The sequence below is a fragment of the Dyella monticola genome (genome assembly GCF_003363155.1).
Taxonomy (GTDB): Bacteria; Pseudomonadota; Gammaproteobacteria; order Xanthomonadales; family Rhodanobacteraceae; genus Dyella_B; species Dyella_B monticola.
In genome coordinates this window covers 70016-90881 of sequence record NZ_QRBE01000004.1, presented here as the reverse complement: position 1 = coordinate 90881, position 20866 = coordinate 70016, and the positions used below count along the sequence as shown (strand labels likewise).

The following is a 20866-nucleotide window of genomic DNA, read 5'->3' as shown; positions in this document are numbered from 1 at the left end:
CGCTGGCGGTTCGGTGGTGTGCCGGCCCGCCTCATCGAGGGCGGGACCGTTTGCGTATGAAGACTATTCGCGCACAGACACCACCCCAGACCCGGTCGTCCCGGTTCCGGTAGTGGTGGTAATAATCGTGGCGTTATGCGTCATTGCAACGCGTGCATCACCGGTGTTGACCGATGCAAAAACGATGCGTGCTGGCGCGGATGCGGATGACATGGGCTCGACAATAGTTGTGCAGTGCAACGGCTGTCAACAGTTGCGTAATGAAACTATCGCATGAGGTCAAGTACTAATAGTTTCAGGGGAAACCTTGGTTGTATCGCGCTGCGCTGTCGCCTCATGCTTATCAATGCGCGAGATCGATCGCATACACCGCCGTGCCATCACCATTGTCGCGAAGCTGCCGAATGGTGTGCAAATCATCTGCTTCGGCCACGGGCTGTTTGTCGCTGGCGGAGGTAAATACCACCGTGCCGCGCGTTTTCAATCGTGCGAAATGCCATGAGGCGCGCGGTAGATCGTCAGCACTCAGCGTGGGATGCGATTTCAGCCATTCCGCCAGTATTTCCCGTGTGCCATCGGGCGCGGCGAGCACGATGTTATGGCCGTCCAAACCGGGGAAGCGGCCACCACCACTCGCGCGGTAGTTGTTGGTCACTACCACGAAGATTTGTGATGGCGTTATTGGCTTATCGTGATAGCGCAACTGCTCGATGCGCAGACCGGCGGGTTTGGAAACATCGATGACGTAGCTGACACCGCCTTGAATCTGATCAAAATTGAAACCGGGAAATTTTTCGTTGATCAGCGGCTGCTCGCCCGTTGCGTGCGGATCGATGCGGTTGAAGCGTTCGGCGGATTTTTCCAGCCACGCCTTGAGCTCGGCACCATCCACTTTCACCGCGGACAGCGTATTGGGATAAAAGTACAGGTCCGCCGCACTGCGCAACGTGAGCGCGCCAGGTAGCACGTCGGTGTAATCGTCGGGTCCGCCGAAGCCGTTGCGGAATGCAGCGGCGGCAGCGAGTACCGGTGCGTTTGCGAGATCAGGATGCGCGGTGTTCAATGCATCGCGCACGTAATCGATCTCTGCGGCATTCACGGGTGCGAGTGCGCTCATGTCGCCTTCGTCGGCAAAGTACGTGCTCATGCGCACCGTGCTTTGTCCGATGGGTGTGTTCACGTAATCCACGGCGGCTTGTTGCACGTTGCCAACCACCAGTGGGATCTGCGGATCGGGCAGCACGCAATTGGACGGTGACACCGTGGGTTTGCCGCCCACCAGCATGGGCGGACAGATCGGCTGCACTTGGCTGAAGGTTTTGCTTTTATCGATCGTCCAGCGGCCCTGCTCGCGCACTAGCGCCAAGCGGATCACGCCCAGATCCTTGCCGAAGAAACCGCCCATCACGGCAGGCACGCCGCGCACGAAACCGCGCGTGTCGTCCACCTGCTGCATATGCGCGAAACGCGGACCAGGGAACTCCGTGTGCTCGTGGCCGAGCAGCAGCACGTCGATACCCGGCACACCGGCGAGATACCAGCCGCCGTTTTCCATATCCGGGGTGTAAGGCGCGGTGTTCAGGCCGCCATGCAGAATCGCGATCACCAGGTCCGGATGCTGTGCCCGGATGTCAGGCATGTACTTTTGCGCGGCTTCCACCACACCGGTGACTTTCACCTTGCCTTCCAGATTCTGCTTATCCCATTGCATGATCGGTGGAGGGGTGAAGCCGATGATGGCGATTTTCAGCGGCACGCTGACTTTGCTGCCGTCGGGCGTGAACGCGGCGATGTTGCGGTTGACGATGGTCCACGGCTTGAAGATCGGTTGGTCGTCGCGGGTGCTGTACACGTTCGCCAGCACCAGCGGGTAATGGGGGCCGGCACAGTGCTGGGTGGTGCCGTCTTCCACGTTCATCGGCGTGCCGGTGACCTGCGAAAGGAAGGTCAGGCCATAGTTGAATTCATGGTTGCCGATGGTGCCGCCGTCGTAGCCGATCGCGTCCATGGCTTTGTAGATCGCAAGTTCTTGACCGCACTCCACCCGGTTCACCTGGGCCTGGTAATCGGCCAGCACGCTGCCTTGGATGGTGTCGCCGGCGTCGAACAGCAGGCTGTTGGTGAACTGATCGCGCGCCTTGCGTATCAGCGTCACCGTGCGCTCGAAGCCCAGCGTGGGGTCGGCCTTCTGCTTGTAGTAGTCGTAACTGAGGACGTTGGAGTGCAGGTCGGTGGTTTCCAGCACGGCGACGTCGGCACGCAGGCCGTCTGGCAAGGGCTGCTGCTTCGCGGCCTGGGGTAGTTGATGTATCTGGGCGGTGCATCCGGCAAGCAGGAGACCAGCGAGCAGGGTGCTGAGACGGGGATGTCGGAACATGGGGCCAGGGGCAGCGGACGATCAGTGCATGAACCTAGCAGATATGGGTGACAGTTCGCGCCTGGCAGTGCGCCTGCGGGCTGCCAAAAGCATTAAAATGACGCGGTTTTCACAATCAGAATAGCGCCGTCCCACCGGCGCCAGCACAAGGGGAACACCCATGCCGTTGATTCCGTTTCGCGCCTCGCGAAGCCGCGTGACTGCTGTCTGCGGATGGGCATTCTTTGCCATTTGCGTGTGGTTTACCGCCTGGCAGGAACCGCTGCTCGAACAGCGGCTGTTCGTGCTGACGCTGATGCTGTGCGTGTTCGGCGCCTCACTGTTCGTGTTCGCGCGCATGGCCTTCGCGCTGGTTTTCAGCGGCGGCCTGTTCCTGCTGTTGCGTGCCATCACGGTGCTCAAAGAGGAGTATCTGGAATCGCCGCTGATGCCGGCGGATTTCGTCTACTACGTACGTTCCAGCCTGTTCGAAACGCTGCGGCGCTATCCAAATATCTACAGTGTCGGCATCTGCGTGATCATTGCCGTACCTATCGTGCTGTGGCTGGCGTGGTATGGCGACCGGCAGTTGTTCCGCCATCTGCGCACAGCGCCGCGTGCGTCGCTGCGTGTGGGTGGAATGGTGCTCAGCGCGCTGGTGTTTTGGATTTGCCTGCTTCCCGCCGGACCGTTCGAAAAGGTGCATGCGCGTGGCGCATGGGAAAAGATGTCCGACGATGCGGACCTCACCAATTTCTTCGTGAACCTGCGCGACTCCAGCGTGCACGTGCCGGCGACCTCTGATCAGGCGGCGGCCGCGCATGACTGGCAAGCGACCGCTACGAATGTGCCATCGACCATCGATCCGAGCCATTACCCGGACATCGTGCAGGTGTTGGAGGAAAGCACCTTCGATCCGGCACCGTACGCGCATTGCATCGTGCCCGAATGCAAGCTCGCCATGTTCCAGCCTGATGCGCGCACGCGCGGCACCGGCATGCTGCGCGTGCATACCTTCGGTGGCGGCACCTGGGTGAGCGAATTCGCTGCACTGACGGGTATGCCGCAGGACATCTTCGGCCCGGGCGGCATGTACGCACCGTATGTGCTTGCACCACGCGTGCAGGATTCACTGCCACGGCTGCTGAAAAAGCTCGGCTATATCACGGTGGCGATCTATCCGACGCACGGTGAATTCCTCAATGGCCGCGATGCCTACAAAGGTTACGGCGTCGATCATTTCTACGGCGCGGGCGAGCTTGGCCTGGACGACTGGGACGAAACGGACAAGCAAATGTTCGATGCCGCCAAGCGCGTCTACGATAAATTGAAGCGACCTGGCCAGCCGATCTTCATGATGATCCTCACCATCAACCAGCATGGCCCGCACGACGATCCGATGTCGACCTTGCCCAAGCCGTTCCAGAACCTGCTGCGAGGTTTGCCGCCGCTTGCTGCGCTGAACTTCGACACCTATCTGCAGCGCCTGCACGATTCGGATGTCGCGATGAAGGGTCTCGAACACGACTTTCTCGATCGCGAGCAACCCACGGTGCTCGTGCACTTCGGCGATCACCAGCCGTCCTTCGACGACCAGATGCGCACACTACAGCGTACATTGCCGCCAGCCCTGGTGCCGTATCGGGACTATCTCACCTATTACATGATCAAGAGCAACGTATCCGGCGCCGCGTTACCCACGTACCCCATGCTGGATATTGCGCATTTGCCGGGCATGGTGCTGAAGGCGGCCGACTTGCCGATGGATGACTACTTTTCGGCGTTGACGTCGCTGCGTGAACGCTGCAACGGTCTGTATGCCGATTGCGCGGACAAGGCGCTGGTGAAGTCGTATTACGGCTGGATCTTCAATCGGCTGCATGTGTATCAGTGACCGGTGCGCTGGATAGCAATCAGAGCAAGCGATGAATATAACTATTTAAGGCTGGTGTCGCTCGGCCGTACGTTATGGTTTTCTCCGGCTGCCTGTTTCCGGCCTAAGGAGATTATTTTGAACATCTATAATTATGGAAATGTTTATATCGTCAGCAATCCTCCGTCGGAGGGTTCTCGGCCCGACAGAGGTGCTCGTACTCCGCAAGTGATTCCCTATTCACAAAGTACGCTTGGTGATGGGATTGCAGCCCAGTTTGATGCGAATGCCTTTGGGCGGAGTGCGACTTCTTTGCTGGGTGGCTCGTTTTTTGCGAAGGCGGCAGCTTCCGGCGCAGGTCCGGTTTTGGATGGTGCAAATTCTTTGCTAAGTGCACCGTCTGCCGCGAAGGTGCTAGCTTCTCGCACAGATGCGGTTTGGGATCGTGCGTCTTCTTCGCTAAGCGCGCCGCCTGCCACAAAGGCGATTGGGGATGCCCTACAGTCGGCTACGCAAGCTATTTCCGCGCAAGCCTTCCGGCCCAATGCTCCAATGCAAACCCTTCCCCAATATTGGGACCCGGACAAAACGTACGAGCCTGGTGACCAAGTGGTTTACAACGGAAACATCTACGAAGCGCCGAATCAGGGTGGCTCCCATCACGGCGTGAAGCCGGGTGGCGATGACTCTAAATGGTTGTATCACGGAACTTTTCAAAACTATTACAAGCATATTTTGTCTCGGGACGCAGCACACAACATTGGCGATAAGTTGCGAAGCGGCATGCTTGTAAGCAGCCTTTGTTCATGAACGATATTGGGCAGATTGGCCGTTCTTTGGTTTGATGAGTTCTGGCCAATTTCTACCAGCCCTTAATAACGGAATACGGCACGCCGCCTAACCAGGTTTCCGGAGCGGTGAGCGTGTCGTTCGACACTGCGAAGTGCGCTTGGCGTACTGCGGGTGGATCTCCGATCAGTTGCATGTATCACGATGATCGGTGCGCCGGATCGTAACTGAAGCCAATCGTTACCGATCGCATTGCGAATAACTATCTACCGCTCACTGCGCCCGGGTAGGCGCTAGGGTTGATCCCGCCGGGTCATCCCGGTAGCGGAGCTGATTATGAGCATGGATATTGATAACCATTATAGGCCTGCTATTTAGGCTTCTCCGCACGAATGGGAAGGGAACTATAGCTTTCAGCGCTGCCTTTCCAGTCGCAAATTGCCAATGTGATTAGGGAATGTATGTGATCTGGTCTTGAAGGAGAAGAATCATGCAATCGGGTAATATTTCATCGTATTCCTACAACGCACCAAATATGGGCGACAATTCTCCGCTGCCCGTTGTGCAGCGCTCGCGCGCGACACAGCCTCACGTCTCGCCTGTTGGATCATCATCGACTTCCTGGCGTGGCGCACCAAGCCTGCCACCCACTTCATCGCGCCAGGTAGCTCCATCGAACCGGCCGGGGTCTCGATCGACTCAAGATGCTCGGAATGGCTTATTTGATCCGCGAAATTATCTTCCGCCTGGCTCGTCATTGCTCCGCTCGCCGGCATTGGAAGTTACGCACGTTGAGCCGCCGCCACGCTTCTTCAATGGTGCGCCGGATACATCACAGCTTGCTACGCTGCGCGCTCCCCAGGATATTTCCGCGTACCGAGTGTCCCCAGCCAACTTGCGTGGATTGCAGGCGGATCGCAATGGTATTTATACCCGCATAAATCCCAATCAAAGCAGGACGTATTTCACTACGGTGGACAAGAGCGTTTATCAAATTGGCGAGTTCGACAACAAAAATACCACCTGGAACGTATTGGACCCTCGATCGGGGAAGGGGGTTGCGACCTTGGAGCGAAGAAATGGTACATGGACGCCCAAAGATGTCGCGCCATCGCCCGTAACATACCCATCTACACCGCGTGGACGCGTGTTACGCGCCTTGGACGATAGTATCAATGGCGTTCGGCAAGCGCGTACGCAGTTAAATAATGCATGGTCGCGCTCGACAAAATGGGCCATGGATAAACTTTTCAACCGGAGTAATTTTTCCGATGGCGACAAGGCGGCCATCAAACGCGGTTTTGATGGCACATTGCGAGACCTTGAACAAAATAAACGTGAGGGTGCGCGTCGATTGATCATAGGCTACGAAGGTGGCCCCAATAGTCCCTCGGCGGTTGCGTTCAACGATGGAACCATCTCTTTTTCGAGGTATGCCGTAAATACGATGCGGCCCGCTGATCTTCGTGAGTTGACGGTGCATGAGCATACGCATACGGGCGCCGGCACGGCGGATCATTGGTATCTCACTCGAAATCACGACAGGTTTCCGAACTGGGGCGGCAATCTAAGTCCATTTACGTTCCAAAATGCGGTGAATAATGCCGATACGCTGGCGCGAAGCTCCAGTGTGCTTGAGAGCAACGTGTAAACCTCGCACCTTCGCGTTGATCGGCATAGCCTCCGCATGGGCTATCTTGGATGAGCCGAGGAACGCGCCCTGTGAGTTCCAGGCGGCCTTCAGACCATGGAATAAGGCACGCCAGCCAGCCAGGTTTCCTGCACGGTGAGCGTGTCGTCCATGATCGCGAAGTCCGCCTGGTATCCGGCAGCGATTCGCCCGTGCGTATGCTGCAAGCCGATCCACGCCGCTGGATAGCTGCTCGCCATCCGGGACGCTTCGGCCAGTGGCAGGCCGAGCATCTGCACGGCATTGCGCACTGCGCCTGCCATATCAAGGCCGGAGCCCGCCAGCACGCCTGCTTCGTTCTGGCAGATCCCGTCGCGCATGATGATGGTTTGACCATTCAGTACGTAATCGGGCCGGTCGCTGCCGACCGGGGGCATCGCGTCGGTGACCAGTACGCACTTGCCGCGCGCTTTCGCCGCAATCGCGACACGCAGCGTTGCCGGATGCACGTGATGGCCGTCCACGATCAAGCCACACCAGCTATGCGGATCGTCCAGCGCAGCGCCCACCACACCGGGATCACGGCCGGTGAGGGGTGTCATCGCGTTGTACAGATGGGTGAAGCCGCACACGCCCGCATCGAGCGCGGCGCGTGTGGCGGTGTAGTCGGCGGCAGTGTGGCCGGCGACGACGATCACGCCGGCGCTGGTCAATCGCGCGATGACCGGCAGCGGTACCTGATCCGGTGCAAGCGTGAGCATGACCGGACCTTTATGCGGGGCAATCAGCGCTTCCACATCGCTGTCATCAGGCAGACGGAACAGATCGGCGTTATGAATACCCTTGCGGGCATTGGCCAGGAACGGGCCTTCCACATGGATGCCAAGAATGCCGGGAACGCGCTGCTCGATCGCATCGTCCACCGCTTGCAGGGCGGCGTGCATTTTTTCCGCCGTGTCGGTGATGAAGGTAGGCAGCATGCCGGTGGTTCCGAATTGACGATGCGCAGCGGCAATGCCGCGCAGTGTGTCTACCGTGGGTGCATCGTTGAACAATAAGCCACCGCCGCCGTTCACCTGCACGTCGATAAAGCCTGGCAGCAGCAGATTTCCGCGCAGATCGTGTTTTTGCGCCTCGGCGATGCGCGCATCGTCATGCGCGACGATGGCGACGATCCGCTTGCCGCGCACCAAGACAGCCAAGCCTTCGCGTGGACCGTGATCGCCCAGCACGCGGCCATTGACCAGAGCAAGCAGCGGATTGACCGGCATTACACTGTCTCCGTGACTTTGCGCAGATGCGGCGGTACATCGGGATCGTAGCCGCGTGCAAGCGAAAGCGCGCTGGCGGCACGATAAAAGCTCTGCACGGCGAGCAGCGGTGTCACGATCGGATCGATACCGCCGGGCAGCGGCAATGCATCGGCGCCTTGCGCATCGGGTGCGGCCACCCAAACGCGCGCACCGCGCGAACGGAATTCCTCGGCGACGGCAAGGGTGTTTTCCAGCGTACCGTCGTCCTGTGCGAAGAACAGCACGGGGAATCCTTGGCCAATCAAGGCCATGGGGCCATGCTTTACTTCGGCGGCACTGAACGCTTCGGCGTGCAGGCCGCAGGTTTCCTTGAGCTTGAGCGCCGCTTCCAACGCAGCGCCGAAGCCATAGCCGCGGCCGACCACGAACAGGTTGTGCACGTCGATGAGGCCTTGCTCAAGCGCACTCCAGTCGCCGTCCCAGCCGCGACGCAGATCGTCAGGCAGGCGCGTCACCGTTGCATGCAGCTTGGCATCGTTGGACCAATGCGCCGTCAACTGCAGCACCGCGGCAAGCGTGGCCAGGTAACTCTTCGTGGCCGCCACACTGCGCTCGGGACCGGCGCGCAGCGGGATCACCGTATCGGCTAGCGCTGCCAGCGGCGAATCTTCCACGTTCACGAGTGCAAGCACATAAGCACCAGCTTGTTTCGCGGCTTCCGCACTGCGCAGCAGATCAGGGCTTTTGCCCGATTGCGAGATCGCCACGAACAACGCGCCGTCGAGTTTCAGGTTCGCATCGTAGATGGAGGAGATCGACGGCGAGGCGGATGCCGTGACTAAGCCTAAGCGCGTCTCGAATACATATTTGGCATACGCGGCGGCGTGATCGGAGCTGCCGCGTGCGCAGGTCACAATGAAGCGCGGCGGATGTGCGCGCAGCCGCTCGCCGAGTGCCTTGAGGATCGATGCGTTCTGGGCAAGCTGTCGTTCGACGGTGGCGGCGCTTTCCTGCGCCTCGTTGTACATCAGGGTGTCACGAGCGGATTTCATGGAAGCTCCGGGGGATGAGGCATGGCAATTTCTGCGCTTTCCCTTCCGGGGAAGGCGCTGGATGAGGTAACGGAATGCATGGCGGCGGATGCGCAGACGTGTAGTACGCCCGTCACCCCGGCGACTTTTGTCGGCCTCAAGACACTAGGCCCCGGCGTTCGCCGGGGCGACGGGCTGGAGGTTCTTTCAGCGATCGAGGAACAACCTGGGATCAGGTCTGCCGCGGCGGCGCGGTCGACCCGCGCACCACCAGTTCGGGCATGAAGCCTTCGTTGGCCAGCTCGTTGCTGTTTTCGTGCTGCAAGCCACCGATCAGACGCAACGCCGCATGCCGACCGATCTCGCTGGTCGACTGCCGCGCAGTGGTCAACGCAGGCCACGCCTGTTTGGAGAACGGGCTGTCCTCGAAGCCGGCGATGGAAAGATCCCAAGGCACATCCAGCCCGGCCGAACGCGCTGCGGCCAGCACGCCGGCTGCGATTTCGTCGTTGCAACCGAAGATGGCAGTGGGCGGCTCCTTCAGCGCAAGCAGTTTGCGCGCGCCGCGAAACCCATCGTCGAAGGCGTAGCGGCCGGGAAGAATCATTTTGCGATTGAGCGCGATGCCGTAATCCTTCAACGCATCCGCGTACCCCTGATAGCGCTCCGGGCTGGACCGGTGATGCGGCTCGCCCCACAGGAAGCCGATGCGCGTATGGCCGAGCTGGATCAAATGCTCGGTAATCGCATACGCGGCGTCGTGATCGTCCACATACACGCACGGCATGCCGTCGCGCGGATCTTCGCGCGACGCGATGATGCGCACGAAATCCACATCGTGCGCTTTCAATGTCGCCAGCAACGCCGATTGCTCGGACATCGGCGGCGCCAGGATCAGCCCCGCCAGACGCGCACGTTGCACCAGCGAGACCAGCTCTTCGGCCAGCCCCGGCGCGGTGGAATCGCACGGATAGATCTGCAGGCCAAACCCCCGTTCGCGGCAGGCCGACAGCACGCCGTTCTGCATGTCGATCACGTAATGGGCGTTCGGATTGTCGTAGACCAGGCCGATCGCGTACGCGTGGGAGCTGCTGCGCAGGCTGCGCGCGGACGGGTCCGGGCGATAGCCCAGCTGCTCGATCGCCCGTTCCACCTTCTCGCGGGTCTCGGGCCGCACGGCCGCCTCGTGATTGATGACGCGGGAGACCGTCTTCAACGAAACGCCGGCGTGTTTGGCGACATCCTTGATGGTAGGGCTGTGCAACGCAAAATCCTCCCCGGTGTCGGGTGGGCATCGTAGCCCACAGACCGGGTGTAGTGGTGACAAAGGAGGGGATGACGCCCGACGCCCCAAGGATGCCGAACAGCCCGTTCAAGGCCTTCACGTGGCTCGCATAGCCCGCGTCTGGCCGCCATGGGGCGACCAGAGAACTCGTCGGGCGCCGCGCGATGCGCGACCACCTGGCGACGACGCAGAGGGTATGCGAACTACGCTGAGGCATTGAACAGACTCTTAGCCGGCGTGGCTGCCCACGTTATGGCCGCGTAACCCGTAGTACAGGATGTAGAGATAGCACGGCACGATGACAATCACGAACGCGAGCTGGAAATCGATGTACTGCTTCAGATGCACGAACACCTGCGGCAGCAGCGCGCCCCCTACGATGCCCATGATCAGCAGCGCCGAGCCGAGCTCGGTATGGCTGCCCAGGCCTTTGATCGCGAGCGGAAAAATGGCCGGCCACATCATGGCGTTGGCAAAACCCAGCGCCGCCACGAAGGCGACCGATGTGTAGCTATGCGTTACCAAGGCGCCGATTGCGAACAGCACGCCGAGCACTGCCGAGACGGCGAGATAGCGTTGCTGGGAGATGAAGCGGGGAATCAGCGCCGAGCCGACCAGATAACCCACCAGCATCGAAAACATGGTGTAGGTGGTGAAGTGCGAGGTCATCGTCAGCGGCAGACCGAAGCCTTGCCCATACGTGTTGATGGCATCGCCCGCCATCACTTCCACGCCCACGTACAGGAACAGGCACAAAACGCCCAGCCACAAATGCGGAAAGCTGAAAATGCCGCCCTTGCCGTGACCGATCGAACGCTCGCTGTTGGCGCCGGACGGCTTGATTTCCGGCAGCGAGGAAAACACGATCCAGATGGCCAGCACCACCAGCAAACCCGCTAACACCATATAAGGCCAGAAAACACGCGCCGCGAATTGATTGAGCAGGGCCTCGCGCGCGGGGCCTTGCGCCATCGCACTCATCTGGCCCAGGAACGCATCGATGCCCGTCATCACCAGCGCGCCGAAGGCGAGCGGTGCCAGCGCACCGGCCACCTTGTTGCAGATACCCATCAAGGCAATGCGCTGGGCGGCACTTTCAATCGGCCCCAGAATGCTGATGTACGGATTGGATGCCGTTTGCAGCAACGACAACCCCGCACCGATGACAAACAGGCCCGTCAGTGCGCCGGAATAAACGCGAATCCGCACGAATTCACCGAACACCGCCGCGCCCAACGCCATGATGAAAAGGCCTAAAACCATGCCTTTTTTCATGCCAGTACGCTTGAGCACCGCACCGGCCGGCAACGCCAGTACGAAGTAGGAAACATAAAACGCGAACGGCACCAGGAAAGCGTTGATGTCATCCAGCGTAAAAGCCACCTTGACGAACGAAATCAGCGGCCCGTTGAGCCACGTGAAAAATCCCATGATGAAGAACAGTACGCCGATGATCATCATCGGCAGCAAAGTCGACGTGCGTTGCGCGTCGGCGGTGTACGTGGTGGACGACATGAACACTCCCCGTGAAAGACCCGATGTCAACGAATACCGTACGACATCATGCACTGACCTTTATTGTCCTCAAGGCACAACGTTGTCAATCGACGGCTACGAGACCGCGCCGACAACGTGCGTCATTGCGCCTCATTTGTCCGTCGAATGTGATGCGTTGCAACACCTTTCGATATAGGCCATTCGGCCTAGCTCCACTGATATTTATATAGACAAATTCAATCACTTAAATAATTACCTCTGTAACCATGCGGCGTGGGGTTTCGCAACGCCGCAAACATCTCTTGAAGGCAATCTTTACCACCTGTTGACAGCGTTGTCATTCCTGACCAGACTCCGTCACCGAAAGTCGTGCAAGAGGGCAAGCCCTGCCAATACGAAGGGCTCGCACGACAAAAAATGTGAGGGAGGGGGCGTGGCTCAGGCTGTCGTACATGGCAAGGCGCAATCGGCACCATCGCCGGAGCTGGCATTTCTGGCCGCCGACGTCGGCGGTACGCATGCGCGTATCGGACTGGTCAGTCCGCGCCCGGATGGGCACCGCCCGGTGACGGTGCTCGAATATCGCCGCTATGCCTGCGCCGAATGGCCCAGCCTCACCGCGGTATTGAAGGATTTCGTCGCCCAGCTCTCCGCCGGCGTGCGGGTGGAGCAATGTGCGGTGGCGAGCGCCGGCTACGTGCTGGGCGATGCCATCGTCAACGACAACCTGCCGTGGCCCGTCTCCATCCGCGATATCCGCGAAACCCTCGGCATCGCCAGCCTGGCGGTGATCAACGATTTCGAAGCGGTGGCCTACGCCACCCAATTCATGACCCAGGCAGACACCGTGCCGGTGATCGAAACCAGCGCGCCGCAAGTCGCGGGTCCCGTGCTGGTGATGGGGCCGGGTACCGGCTTGGGTTCGGCCGTGCTGCTGCCAGCCAAACCTCACGCCACCGTGCTGGCAACCGAAGCCGGCCAGGTCTCGCTGGCACCGGGCAATGAACTGGAAATGGAAATCCTGCGCTGGCTGGCGCGCGATCGCTCCTATGTGTCGTACGAGCACGCGTTGTCCGGGCCGGGGCTGATCAACCTGTACAACGCCATCTGCGCGCTGCGTGGCGCGACGCCGACTTTGCGTGCGCCGGCCGAAGTCACACACAGCGCAGTGGAGCGCACGGATGCCGCCGCGGTCGAAGCGTTGAACGTGTTCTGCGGATTGCTCGGAAGTTTTGTCGGCGATCTGGTGCTGCTGTATGGGGCGCGCGGTGGCGTGTACCTGGCCGGCGGCATCCTGCCGCAAATCCGCGATCTTCTGCTGTCGAGCACCTTCGCAGAACGCTACTTCAACAAGGGTGTAATGCGCCCTTTTTTGCAACAGGTTCCTGTACGTCTGATGGAGCACGGCCAGCTCGGCGTCATTGGCGCCGCTGGCTTGTATCTAGATGGTCAGTACGCCCATTGAGGGCGTGCCGAGTGTGAAGAACGAGGTTTTAGGAAAACGAACCGGGCGCAAGCCCATACGCCACACAGTACGGACATGCCGCGAACGTTTCCGTGCTGAAAAACGCCTCTGAGGGGAGGAAGCCATGTCACATCGTAAGACCCTACTAGCCGCGAGTATCGTCACCGGATTGTGTTTTGCCGGTACGTTGTATGCGCAGGACAACGCGCAAACCACATCCACACCCACATCAGCAGTACCCGCCAACCAGCAAACCGAACAGCAGGCCGAAAAAGCCAATGCCAAGCAGCTTGGTACGGTGACCGTTGTCGGTATCCGCGCCAGCTTGCAACAATCGATGGATACCAAGCGCAACGCCGACGCGATCGTCGATGCCATCACGGCGACCGATATCGGCAAGTTCCCGGCCACCAACGTCGCCGAAGCATTGGCACAGGTTCCTGGCGTCACGCTCGATCACCTGTTCGGTGCCACGCAGCGCGTAAGCATCGACGGTATCGACCCGAGCTTGAACCTTTCGTACCTCGACGGCCACCCGGTTGCGCAAGCGCTCTGGTTGTACGGCGATAGCCCGAACCGCGGCTTCAACTATTCGTTGCTGCCGGCGGAAATCCTGGGACAGCTCGAAATCTACAAGACGCCTGAGGCGCGCCTGCCCGAAGGCAGCCTCGGCGGTACGGTCTTCATGCACACGGTGCAGCCGTTGGACGTGGCTGCGAACACGCTGAGCGGTTCGTTTGGAACGAACTACAACGACATGACGGACAAGAACCGTCCGAACGGTTCGGTGTTCTACAGCTGGCACAACGCTTCGAAGACCTTCGGCGTCGACGTCTCCATGCAGCACTACGAGCAGGACACCTCGCGTGAAGGCCAGGAAATCTTCGGTTACACCGCGATCGGCGCGCCGAAGACTGCGACAAGTGCTGGGATACCCGGCAGTCCCGCGTTTGTAAATCCATACATCGGCGGCCTGGTCACAAGCGGTGTCCTGAAGCCGACGGATGTGTTCCCGACCGAAATCAACTCTGCCAATTTCGAGCAGATCGAAAAGCGCAACAGCATTTTCGTCAACCTGCAGTACAAGCCGAACGAGCATTTCGACAGCACGCTCAGCTTGATGTACATGACCGATAGCCTGGACAACATCAACACCTCGCTGTACCCGATTGCAGGCTTCAACTACGCCGGCATCACCTCGCTCGGTGCGCCCAACGCTGCTGGCGTCATCAGCAACGGCATTCAGTCCGGTACACCTTGCTTGCAGGCCACCAGCTGCACGAGCACGGCCGACACGTACGAAGATAACGATGCACGCGCGTCCTACATCCGCACCAAGGGCATCGACTGGCGTGGCACGTACTACGGTGACGGCTGGCGCTTGGGTGGCCAGGTGGGCGTAAGCACGTCCAACAACGTGATCAGCCAGGCGTTCAAGGAAATTTACTACGGTGGTGGTTTCGCCTGGAGCATTCCGAACGGTTTCAACTTCAGCAATCTCTCTACCGCCAACAATCCCAACTACTGGGCCGACAATGATTTCGGCGGCAACATTGGCTATAAGCCGTATCACGCGCGCGACACCTATGCGCAAGTCGATTTCAGCAAGGATTTCGACGGCTTCGTCAACGAACTGCTGGTGGGTGCCCGCTACGCGTCGCATTGGGAAAGCCAGAGCCTGTTGATCTATCGCGGCGTGCCGAACATGACGCTCAACCAGATCGGCTACGGTGGCCTGAGCAATCTGCAGGGTGCCTCGTCGATCGGTCTCAGCGGTAGCTCGATATCGCACGTGCAGACCTGCGGCTACACCTGCATCTTCAACGCGGTGTTGAACAACGGTCCGCTGACGGCGAACGACCCGGTCGATTACTGGGATAACACCTTCAACGTCCAGCAGCAGAACACGGCCGTGTACGGACAGGCCAACTTCGGCACCGACAACATGCATGGCAACCTGGGTGTGCGTTGGGTCAAGACGCAAACCACTTCGTATGGCTACTACGTTCCCAGCAGCTGCCAGGTGGCCGGTGCGGACGGCATCGTTCCCTGGAATTGCAACTTCACCGCTGGAACCGGCTACATCGGCGTGCAGACCACGCACTACAACTTCCTGCCGGCGTTCAATATCGCTTATAACCTGACCCCGGATCTCATCTTGCGTGGTGCGGCATCGGAGACGGTCGCCTATGCGCCGTACAACGAGCTGGCTCCGTACTTTGAAGCCAACGACACGGTGCTGACCGCTACGGCCGGTAACCCGAACATCAAGCCGTATCGTTCGGTCAATTTCGACACGTCTCTTGAGTATTACTTCAATAACCAGTCGGTGGTTTCACTGTCCGGCTTCTACAAGAACGTCTTGAACTACGTCACCCAGGAAACGACTCCGCAAACGCATGAAAACGGGTCGTGGGGCACGCTCTATCCGGGCCCGACCGGAACGCAGCTTGTCACCAACGGCATGTGTAACACCGCCGGTCAGTGTACGTACCAGGTCACCGCACCCGTCAACGGCGGTCGCGCCAAAGTCAAGGGCGCTGCCATCAGCTACCAGCAGGCGTTCGGCGACAGCGGTTTCGGTCTGCGTGCCAACTACACGTACTCCGACTCGCGCACCGTCCAGACGATCCAGGGCGCTGACTGGCTGCCGTACAACTCGAAGAACTCCTACACCTTGGCTCCTTACTTCGAGCAAGGCCCGTATAGCGCGAGCATTTCCTACAACTATCGCAGCAAGTACCTTGCCGGTGGTTACGTAGCGGGTGCGACGAGTGCCTACACCGGCAGCTACAAAGAACTCGATGCATCGGTTGCCTACGCGATCAGCAAGAACTTCTCCCTGTCGTTTGACATGCTGAATATGCTGAACTCGGTGTACAAGCAGTATGACGGCCCGACCAATGCGGAGCTTCTGAACGAGTATGTGAGCGGTCGCGAGTTCATGCTCGAAGCACACTTCAAGTTCTGATGTAACACAACGCTTTTTCTTCCCCGCCAAGGACCTGGCGCTCTTGCCAGGTCCTCTTTTTCCAGGCGCGAGGAAGACGAAGCCAGATGACTGCAACGCCGAAGCCATCGGCGTTGTCGCGGTCGCTCGCGGGAGTTGTCGCATGAAGCTTGCAATGCAGTGCATGTTGGTATGCCTGGGTTGGTATGTCGCGCAAGGATGGGCGGCTGAACCGAAAGTGCTGGTCGACCAGGTGGGCTACGAACTGCAGGCAAGCAAACAGGCGGTGATTTCAGCCGATGCGGGGCAATCGCTGCATGCCTTCGACGTGATCGATGCCAGCACCGACAAGCCGGTGCTCTCCGGCACGCTTACCGATACCGGTCCGGTGGCCAAGTGGGGCGGCCAGCATTACTGGCGCGCCGATTTTTCCGCGTTGAAGACGCCCGGGCGTTACTACCTGGAACTGAAGGATCACGGCAACTGCGTACGTTCCGATGAGTTCCTGGTGCAGGACAACGTGCTGGAGCGCAACACGCTCTCCAACGTCATCTATTACTTCAAAGGCCAGCGCGCCAGTGGCCTGATGGACAAGGCCGATCGCCATCTGCCGCATCCGGACGGCAGCCCGGGCACGCTCGACATTCACGGAGGCTGGTACGACGCGACGGGCGACTACGGCATCCATCTGTCGCACCAGAACCTCACGTCATATTTCAATACCCAGCAATTGCCGCTGGTCGTGTGGAGTTTGCTGCGCAGCTATCAGCAATTGGATGCGCGCCACGACCCGGATTTCAGCCAGTACCTGCGCCGCTTGCTGGATGAGGGCTTGTTTGGCGCCGACTTCCTGGTGCGCGACAAGCGTCCGGATGGTTCGTTCTATCAATCCATCGATGCGCCCGGCAAGGACAAGCTGCCGCAAGATCGCCGCATTGGCGATCCCAATTGGCGCACGCAGATCAAGCGCAGCGCTAGCGACACCACCGAGCGCATCGAGCAGCCTGCGCGGGGGCCGCACGCCTACGAAGCGAGTTTCCGTGCGGGCGGCGGTATGGCGATCGCCGCGCTCGCGCTCACCAGCACGATGAACGCCGATGGCGATTTCACTCGGCAGGATTACCTGCGCACTGCTGAAGACGCTTATCGCTTCCTGGATGCGCACAACAAAGCATTGATCAACGACGGCGTGGAAAACATCGTCGATGACTATTGCGCGCTACTGGCTGCCACAGAGCTTTATCGTGCAACCCATGACGAAAGCTGGCGCGAGGCTGCCGACCGCCGCGCCCAAAGCCTCATGGCGCGTCTGGCCACGTATGACGGACAAACCGATTATTGGCGCGCCGATGCAGGCACGCGACCGTTCTTCCACCCCACCGATGCAGGCTTGCCGGTCGTGGCGTTACTCGAATACGACGCGATTGCGACGCCGGCCCAGCAGCACGCCGTGCGCGACACCGTGCGGCGCTCGCTGGCCCATGAGTTGAAGGTTACGGATGCGGTGAACAATCCCTTCGGCTATGCGCGTCAATTCGTACGCATGGGCGACGGTACGTTGCGCACGGCATTCTTCTTCCCGCACGACACCGAGGCCGCACCATGGTGGCAAGGTGAGAACGCGCGTTTGGGCTCATTGGCCGCCGCGGCACGTATGGCGGCGCCACTTTTCGCGGCTGACCCGAGCTTTCATGCGCAATTGGAAGCGTATGCATGGCATCAACTGCACTGGATTCTCGGGCGCAATCCGTACGACACCAGCATGCTGATGGGCAGTGGTCAGCGCAATGCGCAATACATGTTCTTCCGCTCCTACGAATACACCAGCGCACCGGGTGCGATCATCAATGGCATCACGGCAGGGCTGGATGACGAGGATGGCATCGCCTTCAATCTCGGCTACGCCCAGACTGGCCGTGATGACGACTGGCGCTGGACCGAGCAATGGCTGCCGCACGATGCCTGGTACCTGTACGCCATAAGCCTGCCGCACGATTGAGCGTGCGTTGCGCATGAGCTTCGCTACGTTCTCCGATATGCTCATGTCCTACGAAGGCCATTCTCGTGAATGGTGGGAATGACATCCAGGACACGGTGGGCGTTGTTGCGGGTGGCAACCCGCGTTTGCTACCTAACGTTTGTTACCCCACGTTTTACGACTCAACGTTTATTGCCCAGGTTACTGATAGGACGACGCATGCGATTGGCCGTATTACTGTTCTGCATGGCCGTGTGCGGCCTCGCCCAGGCAAACCCGGTCTCGTTGATTCCGCTTCCCGCTGAGCTGCAACGGGCCCAAGGGTCCTTCAAGGTCGGCAATGGCATGTCCATTGTCGTTCCTGCACACGATGCGGCGGCCCGCCGGTCGGCGCAGTACCTGGTGGACTTGATCGCGCGCGCGCGCGGGCTGCATCTGCAGATCCAGGAAGGAAACGCAGCGCCCCATGCGATCGTTTTCCGGCGCGCACCGGGTGCCGGAGCACACGTCGAAGGCTATACGCTGGAGGTGACACCGCAGAGTATTCACGTTGAAGCAGGTGACGATGCTGGCCTGTTCTATGGCGCGGTCACGCTGTATCAACTGCTTACACCCAATTCGGAACAAGGCGCGGTGCAGGTACCGGCCTTGCACATCGTTGACTGGCCGCGCTTCGCGTGGCGCGGCTTGATGCTCGATTCGGCGCGTCACTTCCAAAGCGTCGACGATGTAAAAGCGCTACTCGACCAAATGGCCCAGCACAAACTCAACGTGCTGCATTGGCATCTTACCGACGACCAAGGCTGGCGCATCGAGATCAAGCGTTATCCCGAGTTGACGCGCATCGGCGCATGGCGCACGCCGCCGGATGCGGGGCACGATGGCGAGCCGCAGCGCTATGGCGGCTTCTACACGCAGGCGCAGATTCGTGACGTGGTGGCGTACGCCGCCGCCCGTCACATCACCATCGTGCCGGAGATCGACATGCCTGGCCACGCGCAGGCGGCCGTTGCGGCGTATCCGCAGATCGGCGTCACCGGCAAGCGCCCGCCGGTTTCCGTCGACTGGGGCGTGAATCCCTATCTTTACAACGTCGATGATGCGACGTTCCAGTTCATCGACAACGTGCTCGATGAAGTCATGGCGCTGTTCCCGTCGCACTACATCCATGTAGGTGGCGATGAAGCGATCAAGGATCAATGGAAGGCATCGCCAGCCATCCAGGCCAAGATCCGCGCGCTGCATTTGAAGGACGAGGATGCGTTGCAGGGCTGGTTCATTGGCCGCATCGGCAACTATCTCAGCGCCCACGGGCGAAGGCTGATCGGTTGGGATGAGATCCTCGATGGCGGCGTGCCGGCCGATGCCACGGTGATGTCATGGCGGGGCGCGGACGGCGCCATCAAGGCGGCCAGGCTGGGTCACGACGTGGTGATGTCACCGTCGCCGGATCTCTACCTGGATAGCGTGCAAAGCGATCTTCCCGATGAGGCGGCCGGTCGCAATCCTGTACGCGATCTTGAGAACATCTACGACTTCAACCCGATTCCTTCCGCACTTTCCGCTGCCCAAGCCGTGCATGTGCTGGGTGCACAGGCGAATGCCTGGACCGAGCACATGCCGACCATGCAACACGTGGAGCATGCAGTGTTTCCGCGGCTGGATGCCTTGAGCGAGGTGACATGGTCGCCCGCGGCGTCGCGTCATTGGAGCGATTTCCTTTCGCGCCTGCCGGCGCAACTGGAGCGCTACGCCGCGCAGAAGATCCCTTATGCCGATAGCGCGTTCGAAGCTGAGATCGAGGTCGATGCCAACGCGGCGTTGCGCCGTGGACAGGCGAGCGTCACGCTGGTCGATCAGGTGAACTATGGGGCCATCCACTACACCACGGATGGCAGTACGCCTAGCCTCCACTCGCCGCTCTACAGCCAACCGTTTACCGTGACATTGCCGGACACGATCAAAGCTGCCACCTATGCAAGCGATGGCAGCATGCTCGCCGCACCACGCACGCGCGTGCTCGACCGAGCCGATCTGCTGAGTCGGCTCGGCGTGGAACTGCCGAACTGCCCGGGCAGCGATTTCCGCCTGCGCGTGCAGCCGATGCCAGATGCCACCGGCATGGCGCCGGTGTACGCAGTGAACGTATTCGATACCTGTCAGCAGTACATGGGGGCACCTCTGGGCGGCATTCGCGCCATTCATGTGGATGCAGTGCGCCTGGAGCGCAATTACGCACTCGCACACGACATCAAGTTGGTCGTGTCACGCCCCCACACCACGCCCTATGGTGAACTTGTGGTGCATGAAGATCGTTGCGATGGCGCCGTGTTGGCGACGCTGCCGCTACCCGATCCAGCACATAGCGGTAGGCGCTTTGCGTTGAATGCATCGGTCAACCCAACGCAAGGCGAACACACGCTATGCCTGGTGTTCACCGCGCCTACTGACGGTCCTTTGTACGCCATCGGCCGTGTGTCGCTGGTTCCGGCCAACATGAGCAAAGGTACGCCGTAACACCCATCGCGCTGCCTGCACTAACGGCCATGTCGCTTCGACCGGCTGGCTATAACCAGACCTAGCAGGCTGGTGCGCCGCGGCAATTTCTCTTCCCTATCAACGCTCGGTTCTGCAGCGCTGCCGTTTTCACATTTGAGGGCAAGGTGGGGCTTATTTCAAACCCCGCCTTACGGGCGGCCTAAAGTGTGATCGCGTTGCCCTTGGAACGGACAGCGATTTGTTTCATAGTGGTTCCCGGG

The 20866-nt window shown here is 59.9% G+C and carries 12 protein-coding genes; 7 read left to right on the top strand and 5 right to left on the bottom strand.

Features of this window, described 5'->3' with window-relative positions:
- Positions 1-343: 343 nt before the first annotated feature.
- Entirely contained in the window at positions 344-2377 is a 2034-nt protein-coding gene (locus DWU98_RS08780) for a bifunctional 2',3'-cyclic-nucleotide 2'-phosphodiesterase/3'-nucleotidase (protein WP_115495185.1), read from the bottom strand.
- Positions 2378-2537: 160 nt separating this feature from the next.
- On the opposite strand from DWU98_RS08780, the gene DWU98_RS08775 reads away from it, so the two are divergent.
- The 3 genes from DWU98_RS08775 to DWU98_RS21660 all read left to right on the top strand — a co-directional run bounded on the left by DWU98_RS08775 (position 2538) and on the right by DWU98_RS21660 (position 6669).
- Complete coding sequence (locus DWU98_RS08775) at positions 2538-4250, top strand: LTA synthase family protein (protein WP_115495184.1); 1713 nt, start codon at positions 2538-2540, stop codon at positions 4248-4250.
- A gap of 117 nt (positions 4251-4367) precedes the next feature.
- Positions 4368-5039 carry a hypothetical protein gene (locus DWU98_RS21665; RefSeq protein WP_147293263.1) on the top strand — a complete coding sequence of 224 codons (672 nt, stop codon included), beginning with the start codon at positions 4368-4370 and terminating at the stop codon, positions 5037-5039.
- A gap of 469 nt (positions 5040-5508) precedes the next feature.
- On the top strand, positions 5509-6669 hold the full coding sequence (locus tag DWU98_RS21660; RefSeq protein ID WP_147293262.1) for a hypothetical protein: 1161 nt from the start codon (positions 5509-5511) through the stop codon (positions 6667-6669).
- 89 nt (positions 6670-6758) lie between these two features.
- Here DWU98_RS21660 and nagA read toward each other — a convergent pair whose 3' ends face one another.
- The 4 genes from nagA to DWU98_RS08740 form a co-directional block, all read right to left on the bottom strand.
- On the bottom strand, positions 6759-7919 hold the full coding sequence (gene nagA, locus DWU98_RS08755; RefSeq protein WP_115495180.1) for an N-acetylglucosamine-6-phosphate deacetylase: 1161 nt from the start codon (positions 7917-7919) through the stop codon (positions 6759-6761).
- Complete coding sequence (locus DWU98_RS08750; protein WP_115495179.1) at positions 7919-8953, bottom strand: SIS domain-containing protein; 1035 nt, start codon at positions 8951-8953, stop codon at positions 7919-7921. Before DWU98_RS08750 ends, nagA begins: the two co-directional genes overlap by 1 nt.
- Before the next feature lie 211 nt (positions 8954-9164).
- Complete coding sequence (locus DWU98_RS08745) at positions 9165-10196, bottom strand: LacI family DNA-binding transcriptional regulator (RefSeq protein WP_115495178.1); 1032 nt, start codon at positions 10194-10196, stop codon at positions 9165-9167.
- A 249-nt stretch (positions 10197-10445) separates the two neighbouring features.
- Positions 10446-11732, bottom strand: a complete 1287-nt coding sequence (locus DWU98_RS08740) for a sugar MFS transporter (protein WP_115495177.1) — start codon at positions 11730-11732, stop codon at positions 10446-10448.
- A 415-nt stretch (positions 11733-12147) separates the two neighbouring features.
- Here DWU98_RS08740 and glk point away from each other — a divergent pair, with 415 nt between their 5' ends.
- From glk to DWU98_RS08720, 4 genes are all read left to right on the top strand, one after another.
- Entirely contained in the window at positions 12148-13179 is a 1032-nt protein-coding gene (gene glk / locus DWU98_RS08735) for a glucokinase (protein ID WP_115495176.1), read from the top strand.
- 124 nt (positions 13180-13303) lie between these two features.
- The gene (locus DWU98_RS08730; RefSeq protein WP_196239487.1) at positions 13304-16150 is read left to right on the top strand and encodes a TonB-dependent receptor; all 2847 of its coding nucleotides are present in this window, start codon (positions 13304-13306) and stop codon (positions 16148-16150) included.
- A 142-nt stretch (positions 16151-16292) separates the two neighbouring features.
- Positions 16293-18128: a glycoside hydrolase family 9 protein gene (locus DWU98_RS08725; protein ID WP_115495174.1), complete on the top strand. Its 1836-nt coding sequence runs from the start codon at positions 16293-16295 to the stop codon at positions 18126-18128.
- Between the two features lie 198 nt (positions 18129-18326).
- Positions 18327-20624, top strand: a complete 2298-nt coding sequence (locus tag DWU98_RS08720) for a beta-N-acetylhexosaminidase (protein WP_115495173.1) — start codon at positions 18327-18329, stop codon at positions 20622-20624.
- The last annotated feature ends 242 nt before the right edge of the window (positions 20625-20866 follow it).